General features: G+C 73.9%; 20 protein-coding genes and 2 pseudogenes. 9 read left to right on the forward strand and 13 right to left on the reverse strand.

The annotated features are described in order from the left end of the window. Positions 1–2 precede the first annotated feature (2 nt). The 3 genes from MA879_RS00555 (at position 3) to MA879_RS00565 (ending at position 2,739) form a co-directional block, all read left to right on the forward strand. Positions 3–872 carry an ABC transporter ATP-binding protein gene (locus MA879_RS00555; protein WP_248122332.1) on the forward strand — a complete coding sequence of 290 codons (870 nt, stop codon included), beginning with the start codon at positions 3–5 and terminating at the stop codon, positions 870–872. Then, positions 869–1,942, forward strand: a complete 1,074-nt coding sequence (locus MA879_RS00560) for a siderophore-interacting protein (RefSeq protein WP_248122334.1) — start codon at positions 869–871, stop codon at positions 1,940–1,942. Before MA879_RS00555 ends, MA879_RS00560 begins: the two co-directional genes overlap by 4 nt. 134 nt (positions 1,943–2,076) lie before the next feature. After that, positions 2,077–2,739, forward strand: coding sequence for an SDR family oxidoreductase (locus MA879_RS00565; RefSeq protein ID WP_248122336.1), 663 nt, complete (start codon positions 2,077–2,079; stop codon positions 2,737–2,739). A 338-nt stretch (positions 2,740–3,077) separates the two neighbouring features. Here the strand turns inward: MA879_RS00565 and MA879_RS00570 are convergent, their stop codons facing one another. The 6 genes from MA879_RS00570 to MA879_RS00595 form a co-directional block, all read right to left on the reverse strand. Continuing rightward, the gene (locus MA879_RS00570; protein WP_248122338.1) at positions 3,078–3,803 is read right to left on the reverse strand and encodes a Pr6Pr family membrane protein; all 726 of its coding nucleotides are present in this window, start codon (positions 3,801–3,803) and stop codon (positions 3,078–3,080) included. Between the two features lie 145 nt (positions 3,804–3,948). Next, complete coding sequence (gene glsA / locus MA879_RS00575) at positions 3,949–5,355, reverse strand: glutaminase A (RefSeq protein ID WP_248122339.1); 1,407 nt, start codon at positions 5,353–5,355, stop codon at positions 3,949–3,951. 176 nt (positions 5,356–5,531) lie between these two features. After that, the gene (gene glpK / locus MA879_RS00580; protein ID WP_248122341.1) at positions 5,532–7,064 is read right to left on the reverse strand and encodes a glycerol kinase GlpK; all 1,533 of its coding nucleotides are present in this window, start codon (positions 7,062–7,064) and stop codon (positions 5,532–5,534) included. A 50-nt stretch (positions 7,065–7,114) separates the two neighbouring features. Beyond that, the gene (locus MA879_RS00585; RefSeq protein ID WP_248122343.1) at positions 7,115–7,837 is read right to left on the reverse strand and encodes an MIP/aquaporin family protein; all 723 of its coding nucleotides are present in this window, start codon (positions 7,835–7,837) and stop codon (positions 7,115–7,117) included. 13 nt (positions 7,838–7,850) lie between these two features. Then, positions 7,851–9,590, reverse strand: a complete 1,740-nt coding sequence (locus tag MA879_RS00590; RefSeq protein ID WP_248122345.1) for a glycerol-3-phosphate dehydrogenase/oxidase — start codon at positions 9,588–9,590, stop codon at positions 7,851–7,853. Positions 9,591–9,750: 160 nt separating this feature from the next. Then, a complete protein-coding gene (locus tag MA879_RS00595; RefSeq protein WP_248122347.1) occupies positions 9,751–10,416 on the reverse strand; it encodes a GNAT family N-acetyltransferase in 666 nt (221 codons plus the stop codon). Positions 10,417–10,483: 67 nt separating this feature from the next. On the opposite strand from MA879_RS00595, the pseudogene MA879_RS00600 reads away from it, so the two are divergent. From MA879_RS00600 to MA879_RS00615, 4 genes and pseudogenes are all read left to right on the forward strand, one after another. Beyond that, positions 10,484–10,861: pseudogene (locus MA879_RS00600) on the forward strand (FAD-linked oxidase C-terminal domain-containing protein); the annotation flags it as partial. 35 nt (positions 10,862–10,896) lie between these two features. After that, positions 10,897–11,379 (forward strand): acyl-CoA thioesterase, encoded by a 483-nt coding sequence (locus MA879_RS00605; protein ID WP_248122349.1) that lies wholly within the window; start codon positions 10,897–10,899, stop codon positions 11,377–11,379. Between the two features lie 51 nt (positions 11,380–11,430). Beyond that, positions 11,431–12,231 (forward strand): GTP pyrophosphokinase, encoded by an 801-nt coding sequence (locus tag MA879_RS00610; protein ID WP_248122350.1) that lies wholly within the window; start codon positions 11,431–11,433, stop codon positions 12,229–12,231. Positions 12,232–12,364: 133 nt separating this feature from the next. Then, the gene (locus MA879_RS00615; protein WP_248122352.1) at positions 12,365–13,066 is read left to right on the forward strand and encodes a TVP38/TMEM64 family protein; all 702 of its coding nucleotides are present in this window, start codon (positions 12,365–12,367) and stop codon (positions 13,064–13,066) included. Between the two features lie 7 nt (positions 13,067–13,073). Here MA879_RS00615 and MA879_RS00620 read toward each other — a convergent pair whose 3' ends face one another. The 4 genes and pseudogenes from MA879_RS00620 to arsB all read right to left on the reverse strand — a co-directional run bounded on the left by MA879_RS00620 (position 13,074) and on the right by arsB (position 15,606). Further along, positions 13,074–13,499 (reverse strand): iron chaperone, encoded by a 426-nt coding sequence (locus MA879_RS00620; RefSeq protein ID WP_248122354.1) that lies wholly within the window; start codon positions 13,497–13,499, stop codon positions 13,074–13,076. Between the two features lie 89 nt (positions 13,500–13,588). Beyond that, complete coding sequence (locus tag MA879_RS00625; protein ID WP_248122647.1) at positions 13,589–13,981, reverse strand: arsenate reductase ArsC; 393 nt, start codon at positions 13,979–13,981, stop codon at positions 13,589–13,591. 228 nt (positions 13,982–14,209) lie between these two features. Beyond that, a pseudogene (locus MA879_RS12345) lies at positions 14,210–14,464 on the reverse strand (arsenate-mycothiol transferase ArsC); the annotation flags it as partial. Then, positions 14,461–15,606, reverse strand: a complete 1,146-nt coding sequence (gene arsB, locus MA879_RS00635) for an ACR3 family arsenite efflux transporter (RefSeq protein WP_335342021.1) — start codon at positions 15,604–15,606, stop codon at positions 14,461–14,463. The pseudogene MA879_RS12345 and the gene arsB, both read right to left, overlap by 4 nt. 114 nt (positions 15,607–15,720) lie before the next feature. Between arsB and MA879_RS00640 the strand changes: the two genes are divergently transcribed. Together MA879_RS00640 and MA879_RS00645 are read left to right on the forward strand one after the other, a co-directional pair. Beyond that, positions 15,721–16,119, forward strand: coding sequence for an ArsR/SmtB family transcription factor (locus MA879_RS00640; RefSeq protein ID WP_248122356.1), 399 nt, complete (start codon positions 15,721–15,723; stop codon positions 16,117–16,119). Positions 16,120–16,234: 115 nt separating this feature from the next. Beyond that, on the forward strand, positions 16,235–16,945 hold the full coding sequence (locus MA879_RS00645; RefSeq protein ID WP_248122358.1) for an arsenate-mycothiol transferase ArsC: 711 nt from the start codon (positions 16,235–16,237) through the stop codon (positions 16,943–16,945). Positions 16,946–16,949: 4 nt separating this feature from the next. On the opposite strand, the gene MA879_RS00650 is transcribed toward MA879_RS00645, so the two are convergent. The 3 genes from MA879_RS00650 to MA879_RS00660 all read right to left on the reverse strand — a co-directional run bounded on the left by MA879_RS00650 (position 16,950) and on the right by MA879_RS00660 (position 19,547). Continuing rightward, positions 16,950–17,501, reverse strand: a complete 552-nt coding sequence (locus MA879_RS00650; protein WP_248122359.1) for a TIGR03086 family metal-binding protein — start codon at positions 17,499–17,501, stop codon at positions 16,950–16,952. 97 nt (positions 17,502–17,598) lie between these two features. Continuing rightward, complete coding sequence (locus MA879_RS00655) at positions 17,599–18,846, reverse strand: polysaccharide deacetylase family protein (RefSeq protein WP_248122361.1); 1,248 nt, start codon at positions 18,844–18,846, stop codon at positions 17,599–17,601. 125 nt (positions 18,847–18,971) lie between these two features. After that, complete coding sequence (locus tag MA879_RS00660; protein WP_248122363.1) at positions 18,972–19,547, reverse strand: GNAT family N-acetyltransferase; 576 nt, start codon at positions 19,545–19,547, stop codon at positions 18,972–18,974. Positions 19,548–19,602: the final 55 nt, after the last annotated feature.

A 19,602-nucleotide genomic window follows, 5' to 3' on the forward strand; every position in this document is an offset into this window, starting at 1 on the left:
CCATGACGACGACGACCCCTGCCCCGACCCCCGGGGCGGACCCGGCGGGCCTGCGGCTGCGCGGCGTGGAGCTGGGCTACGGCCCGGCCTCCGCACCGCCGGTGGTGGGACCCATGGACCTGGACCTGCCCGCGGGCCGGGTGACCGCCGTGATCGGCGCCAACGCGTGCGGCAAGTCCACCCTGCTGCGCGGGCTCACCCGCCAGCTGCCGCTGCGCGCGGGCTCGATCGACGTGCTGGACCGGGACGCGGCCGCCCTCTCGGCGCGCGCCTACGCCCGGACGGTGGCCCTGCTGCCGCAGCACCCCGTGGCCCCCGAGGGCATGACGGTGGCCCAGCTCGTGGAGCGCGGGCGGAACCCGCACCGCGGGCTGCTCGGCGGGCGCGCCCCCGGCGACGACGACGCCGTCGCCTCGGCGCTCGAGCGCGCCGACCTGCTGGGGCTGGCCGACCGGGACGTGAGCACGCTCTCCGGCGGGCAGCGCCAGCGCGCGTGGCTCGCGCTCGTGCTCGCCCAGGCCACCCCCGTGGTGCTGCTCGACGAGCCCACCAGCTACCTCGACCTGAACCACCAGGTGGAGCTCCTGGACCTCGTGCGGGGCCTGCCGGACCCCACCGGCCGGGCGCCGCGGGCCACCGTGGTGGCGGTCCTGCACGAGCTGAGCCTCGCCGCCCGCGTGGCCGACCACATGGTGGCCCTGGCCGGCGGGCGCGTGGCCGCGGCCGGCACCCCGGCCGAGGTTCTCGTGCCCGAGGTGCTGGCGACGGTGTTCGGACTGGACGCGGACGTGGTCCCCGACCCCCTGCTCGGGCACCCGGTGGTGCTGCCGCGCGGGGCCGGGGACCGAGGAGCACGAGAGGGAGCCGCATGAGCGCGGAGTCGATGTTCGTGGCGCACACCCGGGTGGTGACGGTGGACCAGCCCTGCCGGGGGTTCCGGCGCATCGTGCTGGCCGGCGAGGATCTGCGCCGGGCCAGCCCGGACCTGCTGGGCACCCTGCCGCCGGGGGTGCCGGACCTGCACCAGCTGTACCGGGGTGCCCGCCCCCGCCGGGACGCCTACGTGAAGGTCCTCGTGCCGCCGCCGGGCGGGGTGTCCGCCGACCCGGACCTCTCGGCCGGCTTCCGCGCCGGGTTCCTGGCCATCCCCGAGGCCGAGCGCGGCTGGATGCGCACCTACACGGTGCGCTCGGCCGGGCGCACCCGCGTGGACGGGCACGACGTCCCGGCGCTGACCATCGACGTCGTCCTCCACGGCGACCCGGACGACGCCGACGACCCCCACCAGGGCCCCGGGCTGCGCTGGGCGCGCACCGTGACCGCCGGCGACGACGTCAACGTGCTGGTCCCCTCCGCCGACGCGCCCGCGTGGGCCGGCTGGAGCCCCACCGGGGCCCGCCGCGTGCTGGCCGTGGGGGACGAGACCGCCGCCCCGGCCCTGATCTCCGTGGCCGAGGAGCTCGCCGACCCGTTCGGCGGTTTCGACGGCGAGGCCGACCTGGTGCTCGAGCTGCCGGCCGGCGCGGAGCTGGGCGACCTGATCGCCGAGCGCCTCAGCGTGCCCGCCGCCTGGGACGCCTCCCGCCCGCTGGACGTGGCGCGGCACGGCCGGGTCCGCCTGCACGTCGGCCACCGGGACGGGGACGACGACGCCGGGTCCCCCGGCGCGGCGACGGGCAGCTGGGCGCAGGCCCGTCTGGCCGCCCTGCTCGGCCTGCGCGACGCCGACCCCGTGGAGCCGCCTCCGGCCGAGGGCGAGGCGCGCGAGTGGTCCCTGGCGGAGCCCGTATCCGGCGCCGACCGCCCCGACACCTACGTGTTCCTGGCCGGCGAGTCCGCGATGGTGCGGGCCCTGCGGCGGCTCGCGGTGGGCGAGGGCGGGATCCCGAAGCGGAACATCTCCTTCATGGGCTACTGGCGGCAGGGGCAGGCGGAGGGCTGAGGGGCGGGCGCAGTGCTGAGGGCCGGGCCGCCGGGAGCGGCGCCGTCGTCGTCGCCCCGGTGAGCCGGAATATCCCCGCCGCCGGAGCCGTTGTGCCGGGGACCAACGACCACCCCGAGAGGGAGGAGACCCCCATGGCGGACGTGCTGATCATCGGCGGACACGGCAAGGTGGCCCTGCTCGCCACGCCCCTGCTGACGGAGGCCGGCCACACGGTCACGGCCGTCGTCCGGAACCCCGACCACGCCGAGGACGTGCGCGCCGCGGGCGCCGAGCCCCTCGTGCTGGACGTCGAGCGGGCCTCCCGTGAGGAGCTCGAAGAGGCCCTGCGCGGACGCGACGCCGTCGTCTGGGCCGCCGGCGCGGGCGGCGGGGATGCGGCGCGCACGAAGGCCGTGGACCGGGACGCCGCGATCGCCTCGATGGACGCCGCCGAGGCCGCGGGCGTGCCGCGCTACGTGATGGTGTCCTACCTGGGCGCCTCCCTGGACCACGGCGTCCCGGAGGACCACCCGTTCCACGCGTACGCGCAGGCCAAGGCCGAGGCGGACGAGTACCTGCGTGCATCGTCGCTGGACTGGACGATCCTCGGCCCCGGCGCCCTCACCCTGGACGAGCCCACCGGGGCCGTGGCCGTGGACCCGCGCCTCACGGACGACGAGGACAAGTCCACCTCGCGGGCCAACGTGGCGCGCATGATCGTGGCGGCGCTCGACGCCGAGGCAGCCGCGGGCCGCCACGTCGAGTTCACCGACGGGCCGACCCCGATCCCCGAGGTGTTCGCCGCCGGCGTGTGAGGGGCCTCCACCCCGGGCGCCCCGATGTGCTCTCACGGGGTCCATGAGGCAGGACCTGACGACCGTGCGGCGCATCCAGGGCGCCCTGGCGGACTGACCGTGGCGCCCGCGCAGACGGACCGCGCCGATGACGTCCCCGCCGAGTGCCGGCCCTGGGATCGCACGCCCGAGCAGGCGCACCCCTACTCCCCCGCGCTCCTCGCGGACGAGGACGTGACGCTGCGCCCGGCCGACGCGGCCGACCTCTACGAGCTGCTCAAGGACCGCGAGACCCTGCTGCTGACCGGGTCGGCGCACTCGGCCGCCCGGGCCGACGCCGTCGTCGCCGTGACCCCGGGTCAGCGGACGGCGAGGCGCCGGTCCACCTGGCCGAGCACGCCCAGGAGGCCGGAGAAGCCCGCCAGCACCACGGACAGGACGACGCCGACGTCCCGGTAGCCCATCCGCGGCACGTCGAGGAACGGGTACGGGTACCAATCGATCCGGGCCCCGCGGGCGAGGGTGACGGCGGCCCAGACCAGCGGGATGACGGCGGCCAGGCCGGCACGACGGACGGTGATCTGCCCGCGGGGGTCGAACGCCGCCCACACGGCGGGCGCCAGAACGGGGTTCACGATGTGCTGGAGCGTGTCGTTGAACCGGTACAGCACGGTGTCCTGCTCCATGCCGCGCAGCAGCCCGTTGTAGACGATCCCCGTGACCATCACGGAGCCCAGGCCCGCGGTGCGGACCGCCCAGAACGCGTCCGAGGTGGGCGCGGTGCGCCGGGCGGCGAGGGTGAGGGAGGTGCCGGCCACCAACGCGTTGGAGACCCACGTGAAGTAGGCGGGCTGGTTCAGCGCGTGCTGCCAGCCGGCCGGGAAGCCGCCCTGGTACCCCACCCCGGGGATCACGAGGGTCGGCTTGGACGCCCCGATCGGGAACGAGGTGAGGCAGCCGACCAGCGGCAGCGCACCGGCGGCCCACCAGCCCACGCGTGCGGCCCGTCCCGGTGCGGGCACGGCACGACGACGGCGCGCGACGGGCGCGGACCTCTCGGCGATGCGGCGGAGCCAGGCGGGCATGGGGGACCTCGGCGGTTCGGGGATGAGCTGGGGGTCGACACCCCAGCCTAAGGTGAACAGCCGATGAACGGAAATCGTCTCCGCGGTGGCGAGTGCAGGGAGGCGCCGGGCGCCGAGCGGCCCCCCGACCCCTGGACCGAGGCGGTCAGGCGACGCCGAGCATCCCGTCGGGGTCGACGACCTGGACCTCCACGCCGTCGCCCTGGAGCCGGCGGATGCCCTCGGAGACCAGGTGCCGTCCCACGCGCGTCATCCGGTCCACGCGCTCGAGGTTCAGCACGACGGTGCGGATGGAGCCCTCCTCCTCGCGCGCGGCGGTGGCCTCGCGCACGGAGCCGTCGCCGGTTGCGGCGGCCACGGCCAGGGCGGGGTCCTCGTCCTCGCGGGGCACGCGGTCCCCGTGCTCGGCCGCCACGCCGTCGACCGCGCGGAGCACCTCGTGCTCCCACTCGGGGTAGGCGGGGGTCTGCCAGTCCCCCGCGACGGGCTCGTCGCCGGTGCCCAGGTCCGCCATGGCGGTGGCCACGGCCTCGGCGCCGCCGAAGCGGATGACGCCCTGCAGGTGCATGAGCACGGTGTCCCCCTCGCGGCGGACGAACCGCACCACGGTGCCACCGAGGGCGTCCGCCTCCATGACGTGCAGGTTCAGGTCCTCGGACATGCGCTCGAACGCCAGCACGCCGCGCACCGAGTTGCCCGCGGCGTCCAGGGGCGGGGAGAACACGGCGATCCCCGCCTGGCCGGGCAGGGCGCCGAGCACCGACCCGGACACGCCGGACTTCGCGGGGATCCCGACGTGCGCCATCCACTGGCCGGCAGCCTCGTACATGCCGGCCGAGGACATCACGGAGAGCACCTGCCGGCAGACGAGGGACGGCAGGACCCGCTCCCCGGTGAGGGGGTGCACGCCGCCGGAGGCCAGGCACGCACCCATGACCGCCAGGTCCCGGACGGTGACCAGCACCGAGCACTGGGCCACATAGCCGGCCACCACGTCCTCCGCGCGGTCGTGCAGGATCCCGTGGCTGCGCAGCATGTGCGCAAGGGCGAAGTTGCGGTCCGAGGCCCCCATCTCCGACTCGTAGGTGGCCCGGTCCACGGTGAGCCGCCGGCCGGCGAGCAGGGACATCAGCCCCACCACCCGGTCGATCCGCTCCTGCCTGCCCGCGAACGGGCCCACCAGCAGCTGGTGGACCGCGAGCGCGCCCGCATTGATCATCGCGTTGTCCGGGCGCTTGGACTGCTCCTCGAGGGAGAGCTCGTTGAACGCCTCACCGGAGGGGTTGAGGCCGACGGCGGCGTCCACGTTCTCCGCGCCGCGGTCCACGAGCGCGGCCGCGTAGGCGAAGGGCTTGGACACGGACTGGATGGTGAACTCGGTGTCCGCGTCCCCGGCGCAGTGCACGCGCCCGGTGACGGTGGCCATCGCCACGCCGAGGCGCTCGGGGTCCGCCTCGGCCAGCACGGGGATGTAGGTGGCGAGCTCGCCGCCCCGCTCCGCGCGCAGGCGGTCGACGAGGGAGGAGAGGTAGTCCTGCACGGGGTGCTGCATGGGGTCCTTCCGGAGGGGCCGGGTCGGCACGGACCGGCCCGGGGCGCACGGGACCGGCCGGACCAGCCTACTGACCCGCCCTCCCGCCGGCGCCCCGACGTGGGGCGCCTCACGACGCGGCCGGGGCCGGGGGCACGACGCCCCCGGCCCCGGCCGGTCGACAGGGAGGCCCGGGCTCAGCCCTCGAGCGCCTCCACGTCCTCGTCGATCCACTCACGGGCCCGCTCCACGGCGCGCTTCCACAGGCGGAGCAGGCGCTCGGCCTTCTCCTCGTCCATGGTCGGCTCCCAGCGGCGGTCCTCCTGCCAGTTGGCGACGACGTCCTCGGTGGACGTCCAGAAGCCCACCGCGAGGCCAGCCGCGTAGGCGGCGCCCAGCGCGGTGGTCTCGATGACCTTCGGGCGGACCACGGGGACCCGCAGCAGGTCGGCCTGGAACTGCATGAGGGTCTCGTTCATGACCATGCCGCCGTCGACCTTCAGCTCCGTGAGGTCCACGCCGGAGTCCGCGTTCATCGCGTCGACGACCTCACGGGACTGGTAGGCGGTGGCCTCGAGGACGGCGCGGGCGATGTGGTGCTTGGTCACGTAGCGGGTCAGGCCCACCATCGTGCCGCGCGCCGTGGAGTCCCAGTGCGGGGCGAACAGGCCGGAGAACGCCGGCACCAGGTAGACGCCGCCGTTGTCCTCCACCTCGCGGGCGAGCTCCTCGATCTCCGGGGCGCTGCTGATGAGGTTCAGGTTGTCGCGCACCCACTGGACCAGCGAGCCGGTCACGGCCACGGAGCCCTCGAGCGCGTACACCGGCTTCTCGTCGCCGATCCGGTAGCACACGGTGGTGAGCAGGCCGTTCTCGGAGTGGACGAGCTCCTCGCCAGTGTTGATCAGCACGAAGTTGCCGGTGCCGTAAGTGTTCTTGGCCTGGCCGACCTCGAAGCAGGCCTGGCCGAAGGTCGCGGCCTGCTGGTCGCCCAGGATGCCGGTGATCGGGGCCTCGCGGAGCAGCTGGTGGCCGGCCGCGCGGCCGACCTCCTCGGACGAGCTCGCGATGCGCGGCAGCATGGACATCGGGATGCCCATGTCCCGGCAGATGTCCTCGTTCCAGTCGAGCGTGTCGATGTTCATGAGCATCGTGCGGGACGCGTTGGTGACGTCCGTGACGTGCACACCCGAGTCCACGCCGCCCGTGAGGTTCCAGATGACCCACGAGTCCGTGGTGCCGAACAGCAGGTCGCCGCGCTCGGCCGCCTCCCGGGCGCCCTCCACGTTCTCCAGGATCCAGGCCACCTTGGGGCCGGAGAAGTAGGTGGCCAGCGGCAGGCCGACGCGCTCCTTGTACTTCTCCGGGCCCTCCTCCCCCGCCAGCCGGTCGCAGATCTTCTGCGTGCGGGTGTCCTGCCAGACGATCGCGTTGTAGACCGGCTTGCCGGTGCGGCGGTCCCACACGACGGCGGTCTCGCGCTGGTTCGTGACACCGACGGCCACGATCTCGTGACGGGTGATCTCGGCACGGGACAGGGCCTGGCCGATGACCTCGCGGGTGTTCCGCCAGATCTCCTGGGGGTCATGCTCGACCCACCCGGCGCGGGGGAAGATCTGCTCGTGCTCGAGCTGGCCGGTGGACACGATGGTGCCCTCGTGGTCGAACAGGATCGCACGCGTGGACGTGGTCCCCTGGTCGATCGCCATGACGTACTTCTGGGCTGACATGGGCCTCTCCTTTGAAGCGAGGATGCGGTGGACGGGTGTCTCGGAGGTGCTCAGACGAGCGCCATCGAGGCGAGGCCGGCGAGCACGGCGCCGATCAGGGGGCCGACGACCGGCACCCAGGCGTAGCCCCAGTCGGAGCCGCCCTTGTGGGGGATCGGTGCCACGGCGTGGAACAGGCGCGGCCCGAGGTCACGCGCCGGGTTGATGGCGTAGCCGGTGGGGCCGCCGAGGCTCGCGCCGATCGCGACGACGAGCAGGGCGACGGCCAGCGGGCCGAGGCCGGAGGGGGTGTTGCCGAACATGAGGACCACGAGGACCAGCACGAAGGTGCCGATGATCTCGGTGATCATGTTCGACAGCGGGTTCCGGATCTCCGGGCCGGTGGCGAAGGTGCCCAGGATCGCGCCCTGGTCCGTCTCCGCCGCGTAGTGGTCGCGGTAGGCCAGCCAGGCCAGGGCGGCGCCCAGGAAGGCGCCGATCAGCTGCGCCGCGAAGTAGGCGAGCGTGGTGCCGGCGTTCACGGCGATCCCGGGGGCGTACTCCTCGGCGCCGCTGACCAGCAGGCCGACGGTGACGGCGGGGTTGAGGTGGGCGCCCGAGGCGGCGGCCACGAAGACGCCCGCGAAGACGCCCAGGCCCCAGCCGAAGTTGATCAGGAGCCAGCCTCCGCCGTTGCCCTTGGTCTTGGTCAGGATCGCGTTCGCGACGACGCCGACGCCGAGCAGCAGCAGCATTGCGGTGCCCGCGATCTCATGCAGGAAGATCGTGCCCATGGACGGGCTCCTTTCAGTGGACGGGGGCGGCGTCGGCGGCTGCGAGCGCGGCGGCGGCGGTGACGTCGTCGTGGGCGGTCTCGCCGCGGAGGCGGGCGGCGACGAGGTCCTTGTACGCGCGGATCTCACCGGCGATGCGCTCAGCGTCCCAGCCCAGCTCGGGGGCCACGAGGGACGCGATCTCCTCGGCCGCCGCGACGCCGCGGTCGCGGACCTCGGTGGACAGGCGCGTGCGGCGCTCGATGACGTCGTCCAGGTGGACGACGCCTTCGGCCCGGGCCGCGTAGACGATCTCGGCGCGCAGGTAGCGCGGCGCCTCGGCGAGCGGGACGCCCAGGGACGGGTCGGCGTCGATCAGGTCGAGCACGTGGCGCAGGACGGTGCCGTAGCGGAACAGGAGCCGGTCCACGCGGGCCTCGTCCAGGCCGTAGTCGGCGGCGATGCGGTCCGCCTCCGCCTCGATCTCCGAGTAGCCGAGGCCGCCGAGCACGGGGGTGTGCTCGGTGAGGCTGGGACGGGTCGGGTGGGTCTCGCGCACCACGAAGTCCACGACGTCCTCGGCCATGGCCCGGTACGTGGTCCACTTGCCGCCGGCCACGGCGGTGAGGCCGGGGGCCACCTCGGTGACGGTGTGCTCACGGGAGATCTTGGTGGAGGCGCCGTCGGAGCCGGTGACCGGCTGCAGCAGCGGGCGCAGGCCGGCGTACGTGGCGATCACGTCGTCTCGCGTGAGGTCCTCCTTCAGCACCGCATTGGCGTGTTCGAGGATGTAGTCGACGTCGTCCGCGGTGGTGGCCGGATGGGCCACGTCCTCCGCCCACGGGGTGTCCGTGGTGCCGATCACCCAGTACTCGTCCCACGGGATGAGGAACAGCACGGACTTCTCCGTCTTGGTGATCACGCCGGTGGCGGCGTCGGCGCGGATGCGCTCGCGCGGGACGGTGATGTGGGCGCCCTTGGAGGCGAGCACCTCCAGGCCGCCGTCGGCCTCGGCCAGCTCCTGCTGCTCCTGGGTCCAGACGCCCCCGGCCAGGATGACGGCGCGCGCGTGCACGTCGAACTCCTCGCCGGAGGTCTCCTCGCGGACACGCACGCCCCGCACACGGCCGTCATCGCCGCGCAGGTAGTCGACGACGGCGGTGTAGTTGGCGGCCACGGCGCCGTGGTCCACGGCGGAGCGCACGAGCATCATGGCCAGGCGGGCGTCGTCGAACTGGGCGTCGGCGTACTCCACCGCGCCGACGATCTTCTCGTCGTCGAGGGAGGGGAAGGTCGCGGCCATGGAGCGGCGGCTGAGATGGCGGTGCGCGCCCATCGCGCGGCGGCGGCCGAGCGACTGCATGGCGTCGTACATGGTGACGCCGGCGCCGATGAAGCCGCGGTCGATCACCTTGTGGAAGAACGGGAAGACGAAGCGCAGGGGGCGCACCAGGTGGGGTGCGGTCTGGGTGAGCAGCAGGTCGCGCTCACGCAGCGCTTCGTACACCAGCTTGACGTCCAGCATCTCGAGGTAGCGCAGGCCACCGTGCATGAGGCGGGAGGAGCGGGACGAGGTCCCGGAGGCCCAGTCGCGGGCCTCGACGATGCCGACGTCGAGGCCGCGGGTGGCCGCGTCGAACGCGGCGCCCACGCCGGTGGAGCCGCCGCCCACGATCAGGATGTCGAGGGGGGCCTCCGGGCTGGTGGTCCGGAGGCGGGCGAGGTGATCCTCCCGCGTGGCGGCCGAGAGGGGGACGGTTCGCAGGGTCGGCATGGAGGGGTTGCTCCTTTATCGGTGGAGGCACAGTGTAGTGGCGTGGCTCACGATACCTGATGTCACATCACGACATTCGGTATCAGCACGAGCTGAGGTCCACCATGTCACCTTCGGGCCTCGGGTATGCACGCGGCGGCCACGCGCCGGGTGGGCGTCGTCAGGCCTCCCACCACATGCCGGTGAGGTCCTCGGTGCCGTGGGCGGTGACGGGCCCGGTCTCACGGAACCCGAGCCGCTCGTACAGGGGCACGTTGGCGCGTGTGGAGGACTCGAGGTAGACGCCGACGCCGGCCTGCCGCGCGTCCCGCTGGCGACGCCCCACGAGGGCCCGGGCCACACCGCGGCCCCGGGCGGACGGGCGCGCGCCCACGTCCCGCAGGTACCAGTGCGCCACGCGCGGGCGGGCCCGCTCGCACGCGGCCACGGTGCGCACGTGGTCCAGGGTGTGCCGGCCCATGACGCGGACCAGACGCGGGGCGGAGGCCGCGGTGCCCCACAGGTCCACGCCCCGGGGCGCCTCGGGGCGGCCCCAGACCGCGGCGCCGAGCATGGTCCCGTCCGCGGGGTCCACGGCCACGTCCACCACGCCGGGGGCCTGCCCGCCGCGGGCCGGATCCGGCCGCAGGGTGTCCCGGACCACGCGGTCGAACATGTCCGCGAGCCGCTCCCGCCGGCGGCTGCGGGGCAGGAAGGACACGGTGTACGGGTCGGTGAGGAACGCCTCGGCGAGGACGCCGGCCACCCGGGCGACGGCGTCGTCGTCCAGCCCGTCCGGGCGCAGGGAGGTGACCAGGGGGCGGGGCGGGCGGGCGTCGGCTGACATGGGGTCCACCCTAGGCAACGGCGGTGGGATGCTGGGGGCATGACCGGCTCCGCGCCGCACTCCCCCGCCTCGCTCGCGGATGGTGGAGATGTTCGCGCGGATCCGGGAGATCGAGCGGGCCACGGGGCTGCGGATCCCCACCACCGCGCACGCCGGGGACGGCAACCTGCACCCCATCCTGCTGTTCGGGGAGGCGTCCCGGGTGGGCGGAGAGGGCGGCGGGGAGATCCCGGCCGAGGTGTGGGAGGCCGCAGGGATGCTGTTCCGCGCGGGCCTCGAGCTGGGCGGCACGCTGACGGGCGAGCACGGCGTGGGGCTGCTCAAGCGGGCGTTCCTGAGGGACGAGCTCGGCGACGCGCAGCACACCCTGCAGGAGCGGAACACGGCGGTGTTCGACCCGCACGGGATCCTCAACCCCGGCAAGGTGTTCACCCCGCTGCCCTGACCGGGCCGGGCCGGAACGGCGGTAGCCTGGCGACCATGAGCGAGCAGACCCCCGCCCCACGCCCGGAGACGCCCTGGGAGGGCCCGATCCAGCTGCGCTGGTCCGACCAGGACGCCTACGGCCATGTGAACAACGTGCGCCTGCTGACCCTCACGGAGGAGGCGCGTGTGCGCGCCGCCCAGGCCTGGGGCGAGGAGGCCGACGACGGCGTGCTGCGCTTCGTGCGCTCCATGACCACGGAGTACGAGGCCCCCGTGCAGTACGGCCCCGCGCTGACCGCCCGGGTGTGGGTCCGCGCGATCGGCCGGACCTCCTACACGCTGCACCACGAGCTGTGGCAGGACGGCCGCCGGTGCCTCACCAGCGACGCCGTCATGGTGGTGGTGGACGCCGCCACCACGCGTCCTGTCCCCCACTCCGACGCGCGGCGCGCCCTTCTGGAGGCCGTGCTGATCGCGCCGGAGGACGGGGGATCGGATCCCGACGGGGCCGGGGACGGGTCCGGGGGTGCCGCCTGAGCCTGTGGACGGCTCAGACGACTCTCAGGATCCGCCCCTAGTCTCGAGCGCATGGCTGGTGATGAGGAACACGCCGCGTTGGCGCCGGAGACCGGCCCCGGGGACCGCCGCGTGCCCGCCTCCACGGCACTCGAGGCCCTGCAGACCACCCCGTTGGCAGACCTGACCCGCCTGCCGCCGCCCGTGGCCGAGGCGCTCGAGACCTTGCGCGGGGACGTGGAGCGGTTCGACCTCGAGTACCGTTCCGCGCTGCTGCAGGTGGAGACCCGTCTGGAGACCCTGCAGGACGAGTTCGCCCACCTGCACGAGTACAACCCCATCGAGCACATCGCCACGCGGGTGAAGTCCCCCGAGTCCCTGCTGCGCAAGGCCTCCGAGCGCGGGCTGTCCCTGGACCTGGAGGCCCTGCGCCGCGGCGTCACGGACATCGCGGGAGCCCGCGTGATCGTCAGCTTCACGGAGGACGTCTACCGGGTGTTCCGCCTGTTCACCTCCCAGCCGGACATCCGCGTGCTCGAGGTGGAGGACTACATCCGCCGCCCCAAGCCCAGCGGCTACCGGAGCCTGCACTGCCTCGTGCAGGTGCCCGTGCACCTGTCCACAGGCACGCTGCCGGTGACCGTGGAGATGCAGTTCCGGACCATCGCCATGGACTTCTGGGCGTCGCTGGAGCACAAGATCAACTACAAGTTCGCCGGGGACGTGCCCCCGTCCATCACCACGGAGCTGGCCGCCGCGGCGCGCGTGGCCGCGGATCTGGACGGGCGCATGGAGCACCTGCACCACCAGGTGCACGACGTCGCCTCACCGCCCGAGCACGACGACGAGGAGGATTGGCACGGCCACGCCTGAGGCCGCCGTCCACACGTCCTCCACACATGCCGGCCCCTCGTGCACAGGGTTGTCCACACGGTTGTCCACACCTGGGGACAACGGTCCGGGTCCGGTGCCGCGGGGCGGCCCCCGCACGCCCTAGGCTGACCCGGTGAGCTCCCCCGCCGACCCCAGCACCCCCGCATGGGGCACGCTCGTGCGCAACGCGGCGCTCGTCGTCGTGGTGATCGCCCTGATCTGGGTGGCGTTCCACGTGCGCCTGCCGGACCTGGACACGCTGCGCGGCCGCCTGGAGGCGTTCGGCTTCTGGAGCGGGGCGGCGTTCACGGCCCTCTACGCCGTGGTGGCCGTGACCCCGATCCCCGTGACCGTCATGGCACTCACGGCCGGGGTGCTCTTCGGCGCGGTCGAGGGCTCCCTGTACTCGGTGGCCGGCGCGATGCTCGGCTCCGCCGCCGCCTACGGGCTGGCCCGGCTGCTGGGGAAGGAGACCGTCCTGCGCATGCTCGGCCGCCACCGGGGCCGGGTGGAGGAGCAGATGGAGGGCGCCGGGTTCCTGGCGGTCCTCACCCTGCGCGTGGCCCCCGGCCTGCCGTACTGGCCGGTGAACTACGGCGCGGGGGCGCTCGGGGTGCCCTTCGGCACGTTCGCCTCCGCGTCCACGCTCGGCTCGCTGCCGGGGCAGGTCGCCCTGGTGGCGGTGGGCGCGTTCGCCGCGCAGCCCAGCGTGCTCACCGGGGCGATCGTGGGCACGGCGTGGCTCGTGGTCCTGGGCATGACCGTGTGGGGGCTACGCGGGTGGCGGGCCGCCCGCCGGGAGCCGGCCGACGACGCCGCCCCCGCCGAGGGCTGAGCCGGGCTCAGCCGACCGCGCGTCGCACGAGGTCGGCGATCCGGGCGCGGACGTCGTCCGTCAGGGCGGTGACGGCGAAGGAGGTGGGCCACATGTCGCCGTCGTCGAGGGCGGCGGACTCGTTGAAGCCGAGCGTCGTGTACCGGACCCCGAACTTGCTGCTCACCTGCAGGAACACCACCACGTCCTTGCCGCGGGCGTAGGCGGGCATGCCGTACCAGGTCCGCGGCTCGAGGTCCGGGGCCACCTCGCCGACGATCTGGTGGAGGGCGACGGCGATCGCGCGGTCCTGCTCCGGCATCGCCTCGATCTTGTCGAGGAGGTCCTGCAGGGCCTCCGCCTTCTTCTTGCCGCCACGCTGGGCGCGCAGCTCCTCGGCGCGCTCGGCCATGGCGGCCTTCTCGGCCTCGCTGAAGCCGACGGACTCGGACATGAGGGGCCTCCTGGGAGTGGGGTGACGGCGTCCGGCGGCCCGGGACGGCGGGCAGCCGGCCCGGGCTCCGAGGTCAGGCTGGCGCCCGCTCACGCGACGACGTCCACCCCCAGGTCCATGAGGAGCGCGGCCACGCGGGCCCGGATCTCGTCGCGGATCGGACGCACGGCGTCCACGCCCTGGCGGGCCGGGTCCTCGAGCTTCCAGTCCTCGTACCGCTTGCCCGGGTAGAAGGGGCAGGCGTCGCCGCAGCCCATCGTGATCACGGCGTCGGAGGCATGGACGGCCTCAGGAGTGAGGATCTTCGGGCGCTCACCGGTCAGGTCGATGCCCTCCTCGAGCATGGCCTCGTGCACCGCCGGGTTGATGGTGTCCGCCGGGGCGGATCCGGCCGAGCGCACCTCGACGGCGCCCCCGGAGAGGTGACGGGCATACGCGGCGGCCATCTGGGAGCGTCCCGCGTTGTGGACGCAGACGAACATGACGGAGGGGCGCCCGGCGTCGTCGGACGGAGCGGCGGTCGCGGTGGCGGCGCCGTCGGCGTGCCCGGCATCACCGGTGAGCTCGGCCAGGAGGACCTGGACGCGCCCGGCGAGGTCCTCGCGGATCAGGCGCATGCGCTCGGCGCCCTCGATGCCGCGCTCGGAGGGCTCGTCCGTGACCCACACCTCGACGGGCGCGGCGCCGGTCCGCTCGAGCTGCGCCTCGGTGCCCACGAGGACCACGCGGTCCACGGAGTCCAGCAGAGCCGGGTCGATCGGCTTGGGGTGCTCGCCCTCGACGGTGGCCCCCACCTCCTCGACGGCGGCCCGGGAGCCCTCGTTGATCGCGGAGCCGGGGCGCGTGCCCGCGGAGTGGACGGCGACGGCGCCGCCGGCGGCCTGGCGCATCAGTGCGGCGGCCATCTGGGACTTGCCGCCGTTCTTGACGCAGACGAACAGGACGGAGGGGCGGTCGGCGGTCATCGGGCGGTCTCCTGACGGGTGTGGTGGACGGAGGGGGTGTCGGCGGTGTGGGGGAAGCGGCGGCGCAGCCAGAGGCTGACGTACACGAGGCCCACCAACACGGGGACCTCGATCAGCGGCCCGACGACGCCGGCCAGCGCCTGGCCGGAGGTGACCCCGAACGTCGCGATGGCCACGGCGATGGCCAGCTCGAAGTTGTTGCCGGCGGCGGTGAAGGCGAGCGTGGTGGTGCGCTCGTAGCCCATGCTGAGGCCGCGGCCGACGGCGTAGCTGATGCCCCACATCACTGCGAAGTACACGAGCAGCGGCAGGGCGATCCGGGCCACGTCCCACGGGCGGGCGGCGATCTGCTCGCCCTGGAGGGCGAAGAGCACCACGATCGTGAAGAGCAGGCCGTAGAGCGCCCACGGGCCGATCCTCGGCAGGAACGAGCCCTCGTAGGCGGCGCGGCCCCAACGGCGCTCGCCGATCACGCGGGTGAGGAAGCCGGCCAGCAGCGGGATGCCCAGGAAGATCAGCACGGAGCGGGCGATGTCCCACGGCGAGACGTCCAGGCCGGTCTGCGGCAGGCCCAGCCAGCCGGGCAGCACGGAGAGGTAGAACCAGCCGAGGGCCGCGAAGGCGATGACCTGGAAGATCGAGTTGAGGGCCACGAGGACGGCGGCCGCCTCCCGGTCCCCGCATGCGAGGTCGTTCCAGATGATCACCATGGCGATGCAGCGGGCCAGGCCCACGATGATCAGGCCGGTGCGGTACTCGGGCAGGTCCGCCAGGAAGATCCAGGCGAGCGCGAACATCAGCAGCGGACCGAGGACCCAGTTGAGCACGAGCGAGGCCACGAGCAGGCGGCGGTCCCCGGTGACGGTGTCCAGGCGGTCGTAGCGCACCTTGGCCAGGACCGGGTACATCATCACGAGCAGGCCGAGCGCGATAGGCAGGGAGACGCCGTCCACCTCGACGGCGGCGAGACCCTCGCCGAGGCCCGGCACCAGCCGCCCGAGGACCAGGCCGGCCACCATGGCCAGGCCGATCCACAGCGGGAGCCAGCGGTCGAGGGTGGAGAGGCGGGCGGCGACGGGCGCGCCCGCATCGGCCGGAGGGGCCGTGGGAGCAGAGACGGGGGACTGGGGTGCGTGGCTCACGCGGACCTCTCCGGCCGATGGGGTGCCACATCGACGTTCGTCGATGCGTGGGGACGGCATGATCCTGACATTCGTATTGAACACTGTCAATTCAACGGGCTAGACTCGTCCGCCATGACCGCCCTCCCCCTCACCGCCGCCGTCACGGACGTGGACGTCGTCGCGCCCGGGGACGGATCCGCCGGGCCCTGCTGTGCCCCCGCGGGCCCCCCACTGCTGCCGGCCGCGACCGCCGCAGACCTGGCCGCGGTGTTCAAGGCGCTCTGCGACCCCACGCGCGTCCGGGTGCTGGCCCACGTGGCCGCCTCCCCCGAGGGCACCGTGTGCGCGTGCCACCTGACGGAGCCGCTCGGGATCAGCCAGCCGACCCTGTCGCACCACCTCAAGAAGCTCACCGAGGCGGGCCTGGTGACCCGGGAGCAGCGCGGCCGCTGGGCGCATTACACCGCGGTCCCCTCGGCCCTCGACGCCGCCCGCGCCTTCCTGGCGTCTCCCGCCGCGCCGAGCCGCTGACCCGGGACGGCGCGCCCCTCCGAGGTCGTGCACCTCACCTGGGCGGGGCCGGACCGCTGGCGTACCGTGGAGTGCGCCCAAAGACATCCCCATCGGCCCTCGAGGAAGTCCCCTGATGACGACCGACGTGCCCCCTCCCACGCCCTGGCCTGACGCCGAGGGCCGCACCTCCGAGCCCCCGCCCCTCTCCGGGCCCCTCCCCCGGATCGGCGAGCACGCGGGCATGCTGGCCCACGGGACCGCCGAGCTGCGGCGCACCTTCGGGCCGACGCTGGGCGAGGACACCGTGGAGCGCGTGGTGGCGGAGTCCCACGAGGAGCTCCTCGCCATGGCCCCGGATCCGGCCCACCGGGAGTCCATCGCGGTGCGGTTCGCGGCCGAACGGCTCGAGGCCCTGGCTGACGCGCGGGGACTCGAGCCCCGCCCCGCCCCCCACGTGCTGTTCGTGTGCGTCCAGAACGCCGGACGCTCTCAGCTGGCGGCCGCCCTGCTGGCCGCCCGGGCCGGTGACGCCCTGCGGATCAGCTCGGCCGGCTCCCAGCCCGCCGATCGCATCCACGAGAACGTGGCCCCGGTGCTCTCGGACATGGGCGCGGACCCCGCGGACGCGTTCCCCAAGCCGCTCACGGCCGAGGTGCTCGCCGCGGCGGACTACGTCATCACGATGGGCTGTGGGGACGACTGCCCCGTCTCCCCGCATCAGGACGCGCGGGACTGGCCGGTCGGCGACCCGGCCGAGGCCGACTGGGAGCGGCTGCAGGAGATCGTCGCCGAGATCGAGGACCGGGTGGACGCGTTCTGGCGGGAGGTCTCCGGCGCGCGCTGACCGCTCAGGCGGAGCGGCCCAGGCGCGCGAGCACGCGCGCCTGGCGGTCAGCACCGTCCGGCGCCTGCAGGGGACCGGCGAGGATGCCGGGCTGGTAGGCCTGCTCGCCGAAGCTGTCCAGGGCGCGCTCGATCGTGTCCAGCTCGGCGTCGGTGAACCGGACGTCCTGGCCCTGCGAGCGGGCCAGGTCCCAGCGATGCACCAGCAGGTCGAAGCCGTGGAAGTGCAGCAGCGCCTCACCCACGGTCATCTCCCCGGTGGCGGTGGTCAGCGCCTGCATCACGAACGTGCGGTCCCCGGCCAGGGCGCTGACGGCGGAGGCGTGCTTGACCCACTGGGTCCACAGCTCGTTGCGGGAGCCGTCGAACACGGGGATCTCCCGACCCTGACGGGCGGCGAAGTCCCGCTCAGAGGTGATCACGTGGTCCAGCAGGTCACGGGCGTTCCAGCCCTCGCACGGGGTGGGGGCCTCCCAGTCGGCGACGGAGCGCACCAGCTGGGTGAAGGGCTCGGCGCAGTCCTTCCAGCGGCCTTCGATGGCGGTCTCGGCGGTCATGGGCGTCCTCCTGGTGATCCGGTGCGGGCCGGGCAGTCCGTCGCCGGGCCCGCCCATTGTGTCCCCCACCGCTCGCCGGTGCCAATCGGGGTCAGCGTCAGGCGGACGGGGATGCCGATGCGGAGGGCGAGGGCCGCTTCCCCGGCGGGACGTAGCTCGGGCTGTGGATCGTCTCCGGCCGCGCGTCGTCCACCACGGAGGAGGAGTCGATGAACTCGTCGAGGACGGGGCGGGAGCCGTCCAGGGCCGCGGCCAGGCTGATCCCGTCCACGTTGATGCGGGAGCCCCGGTAGTACCCGGGCTCGAGCTGGCCCCAGGCCTTGGCGGAGCCGTCCACGAGGAAGAACGAGCGGAAGCCGATCGAGCGCAGGTACTCGTACTTGGGGCCGGAGTACGTCTCCGTGCCCGCGATGTCCGCGCCGAACGGGTAGATCAGCATGTCCGTCTCCCCCAGGACCGGCTGGACGTCCGCGATCCACATCTCGCAGTCCTCCTTGAGCTCCGCCAGGTCCATGGCGCCCAGGGAGCGGTGGCTCCACGAGTGGGACGCGAACTCCCAGCCGTCCGCCGCCATGACCTCCTTGACCCGGCGGGCGGCGGCGATGTCCTCCTGGAGCGTGGGGCTGTTCGCGTACTGGGACGGGGAGGACCGGTAGCCGAGCACGCCGTTGTAGCCGGTCAGGCCGAGGACGCCCTTGGCTCCGGTGAGCGTGAAGTCCGGATGCGCGGCCACGAAGTCGTCGAGCACCGGGACCATGTCGTGCGCGCCGATCTCCGTGTTCCCCGCCGCGTCCGTGTACTCGGTGCGCACGCGCCCGTCGTCGGCCACCACGAGGCGGGAGGCGAACCCGTCCCCCTCCATGTACTCGTAGTACGAGCAGTCGTCGAGGGACAGGATCAGGGGGGTGCGCCCCTCCGGGACCATCAGCTCACGGGGACGCACGACGTCGTCCGCGCCCACCTCGTAGAGCTCGTGCGGGGAGACCAGCACGTAGCCGTTGGTCCACAGCTGCGGCAGGATCCGCTGGAACTCCTCGAGGGTGACCATGTAGTCGAGGTAGCCGTCCGCCTTCCCATGCGCGTGGAACGCGCGGTCCGTGTCCACCACGAGGGAATGGAAGAACAGGTGTGGCACGCGCGTGACGTCCGCCCAGGGCGTGGGCGGCCCGGCCGGGGGCGGGCCCGCCGGGCTGGACGAGGCCGGCGCGGGCGTGCCCGCGGTGCTCCCGTCCGGGGCAGCGGACGACGACGGCGCCCCCTCCCGGCCCGGCGCGCACGCGGCGAGCAGGGCGGTCAGGGACAGGGCGGATCCGCCGAAGAGCACGTGACGGCGCGAGGGGGACACGGGATCACCTTTCTGCCGGCCCGGGACGCGTCGGGGGCCGACCCTCCATGATGACCGGAGGCAGGCCGCCCCCGCCACGCCCGCCTCGTCACAGGTGCGTCACGATCGCGTCCCCCCTGCGGGGCTCAGAGGGCGGTGAGACGGACGTTGTCCTCCTCCGGAGTGCCGGCCACCATGAACCGGCGCGCGCCCACGCGGCGGAAGCCGACCTTCTCGTAGAACGCGTTGGCGCGATGGTTGGCCACGGAGGTGCCGAGCCACGCGTGGGTCAGCCTGTGCTCCCGCATCGCGTCCAGCCCCGCGGCCAGGAGGGCCGCCGCGGCACCGGTGCCCCGCGCCTCGGGCAGCAGGTACAGCTTGGACAGGCAGCCCACGCGGGCGTCCGGACCGACGGCGGCCGTCACGTCCGGCTCCTCCTCCGGTGCCAGGTCCACCATGACGTAGCCGAGCACGGCGCCGGCGTCGTCGTGCCCCTCGGGACGGACCGCCACGTGCACCACGTGGCGGGCGCCCGTGATCCAGCCGGCGATGACCTGCTCGTTGAGGTTCCGCGCGATGTGCTCGTCCTTGGCCTCCTGGGGCGTGGTGGGCGGGCAGGCGTCCGGGAAGGTCAGCGCGGCCACAAGCGCGACGGCGGGGACGTCCTCGAGGGTGGCGGGCCGGATGCGGACGGGCGCGGGAGTCTCGGAGGGCACGGTCATGGGCACGACCGTAGCGAGCCGGGCCTCCCACGGCGGCGCCGCGTCCCGATGTGGC

The organism is Micrococcus lacusdianchii (genome assembly GCF_023155805.1).
In the GTDB taxonomy this organism is placed as follows: domain Bacteria; phylum Actinomycetota; class Actinomycetes; order Actinomycetales; family Micrococcaceae; genus Micrococcus; species Micrococcus lacusdianchii.

Bases quoted from the DNA above. Each gene is read 5' to 3' on its own strand.
- MA879_RS00570 (WP_248122338.1), bottom strand. From the start codon at position 3,803: ATGCCCGCCTGGCTCCGCCGCATCGCCGAGAGGTCCGCGCCCGTCGCG.
- MA879_RS00620 (WP_248122354.1), bottom strand. From the start codon at position 13,499: ATGTCCGAGTCCGTCGGCTTCAGCGAGGCCGAGAAGGCCGCCATGGCC.
- MA879_RS00590 (WP_248122345.1), bottom strand. From the start codon at position 9,590: ATGCCGACCCTGCGAACCGTCCCCCTCTCGGCCGCCACGCGGGAGGAT.
- MA879_RS00610 (WP_248122350.1), top strand. From the start codon at position 11,431: ATGGCTGGTGATGAGGAACACGCCGCGTTGGCGCCGGAGACCGGCCCC.
- glsA (WP_248122339.1), bottom strand. From the start codon at position 5,355: ATGCAGCACCCCGTGCAGGACTACCTCTCCTCCCTCGTCGACCGCCTG.
- MA879_RS00595 (WP_248122347.1), bottom strand. From the start codon at position 10,416: ATGTCAGCCGACGCCCGCCCGCCCCGCCCCCTGGTCACCTCCCTGCGC.
- MA879_RS00640 (WP_248122356.1), top strand. From the start codon at position 15,721: ATGACCGCCCTCCCCCTCACCGCCGCCGTCACGGACGTGGACGTCGTC.
- MA879_RS00625 (WP_248122647.1), bottom strand. From the start codon at position 13,981: ATGTTCGTCTGCGTCCACAACGCGGGACGCTCCCAGATGGCCGCCGCG.
- MA879_RS00565 (WP_248122336.1), top strand. From the start codon at position 2,077: ATGGCGGACGTGCTGATCATCGGCGGACACGGCAAGGTGGCCCTGCTC.
- MA879_RS00605 (WP_248122349.1), top strand. From the start codon at position 10,897: ATGAGCGAGCAGACCCCCGCCCCACGCCCGGAGACGCCCTGGGAGGGC.
- MA879_RS00560 (WP_248122334.1), top strand. From the start codon at position 869: ATGAGCGCGGAGTCGATGTTCGTGGCGCACACCCGGGTGGTGACGGTG.
- MA879_RS00585 (WP_248122343.1), bottom strand. From the start codon at position 7,837: ATGGGCACGATCTTCCTGCATGAGATCGCGGGCACCGCAATGCTGCTG.
- glpK (WP_248122341.1), bottom strand. From the start codon at position 7,064: ATGTCAGCCCAGAAGTACGTCATGGCGATCGACCAGGGGACCACGTCC.
- MA879_RS00645 (WP_248122358.1), top strand. From the start codon at position 16,235: ATGACGACCGACGTGCCCCCTCCCACGCCCTGGCCTGACGCCGAGGGC.
- MA879_RS00555 (WP_248122332.1), top strand. From the start codon at position 3: ATGACGACGACGACCCCTGCCCCGACCCCCGGGGCGGACCCGGCGGGC.
- MA879_RS00660 (WP_248122363.1), bottom strand. From the start codon at position 19,547: ATGACCGTGCCCTCCGAGACTCCCGCGCCCGTCCGCATCCGGCCCGCC.
- MA879_RS00650 (WP_248122359.1), bottom strand. From the start codon at position 17,501: ATGACCGCCGAGACCGCCATCGAAGGCCGCTGGAAGGACTGCGCCGAG.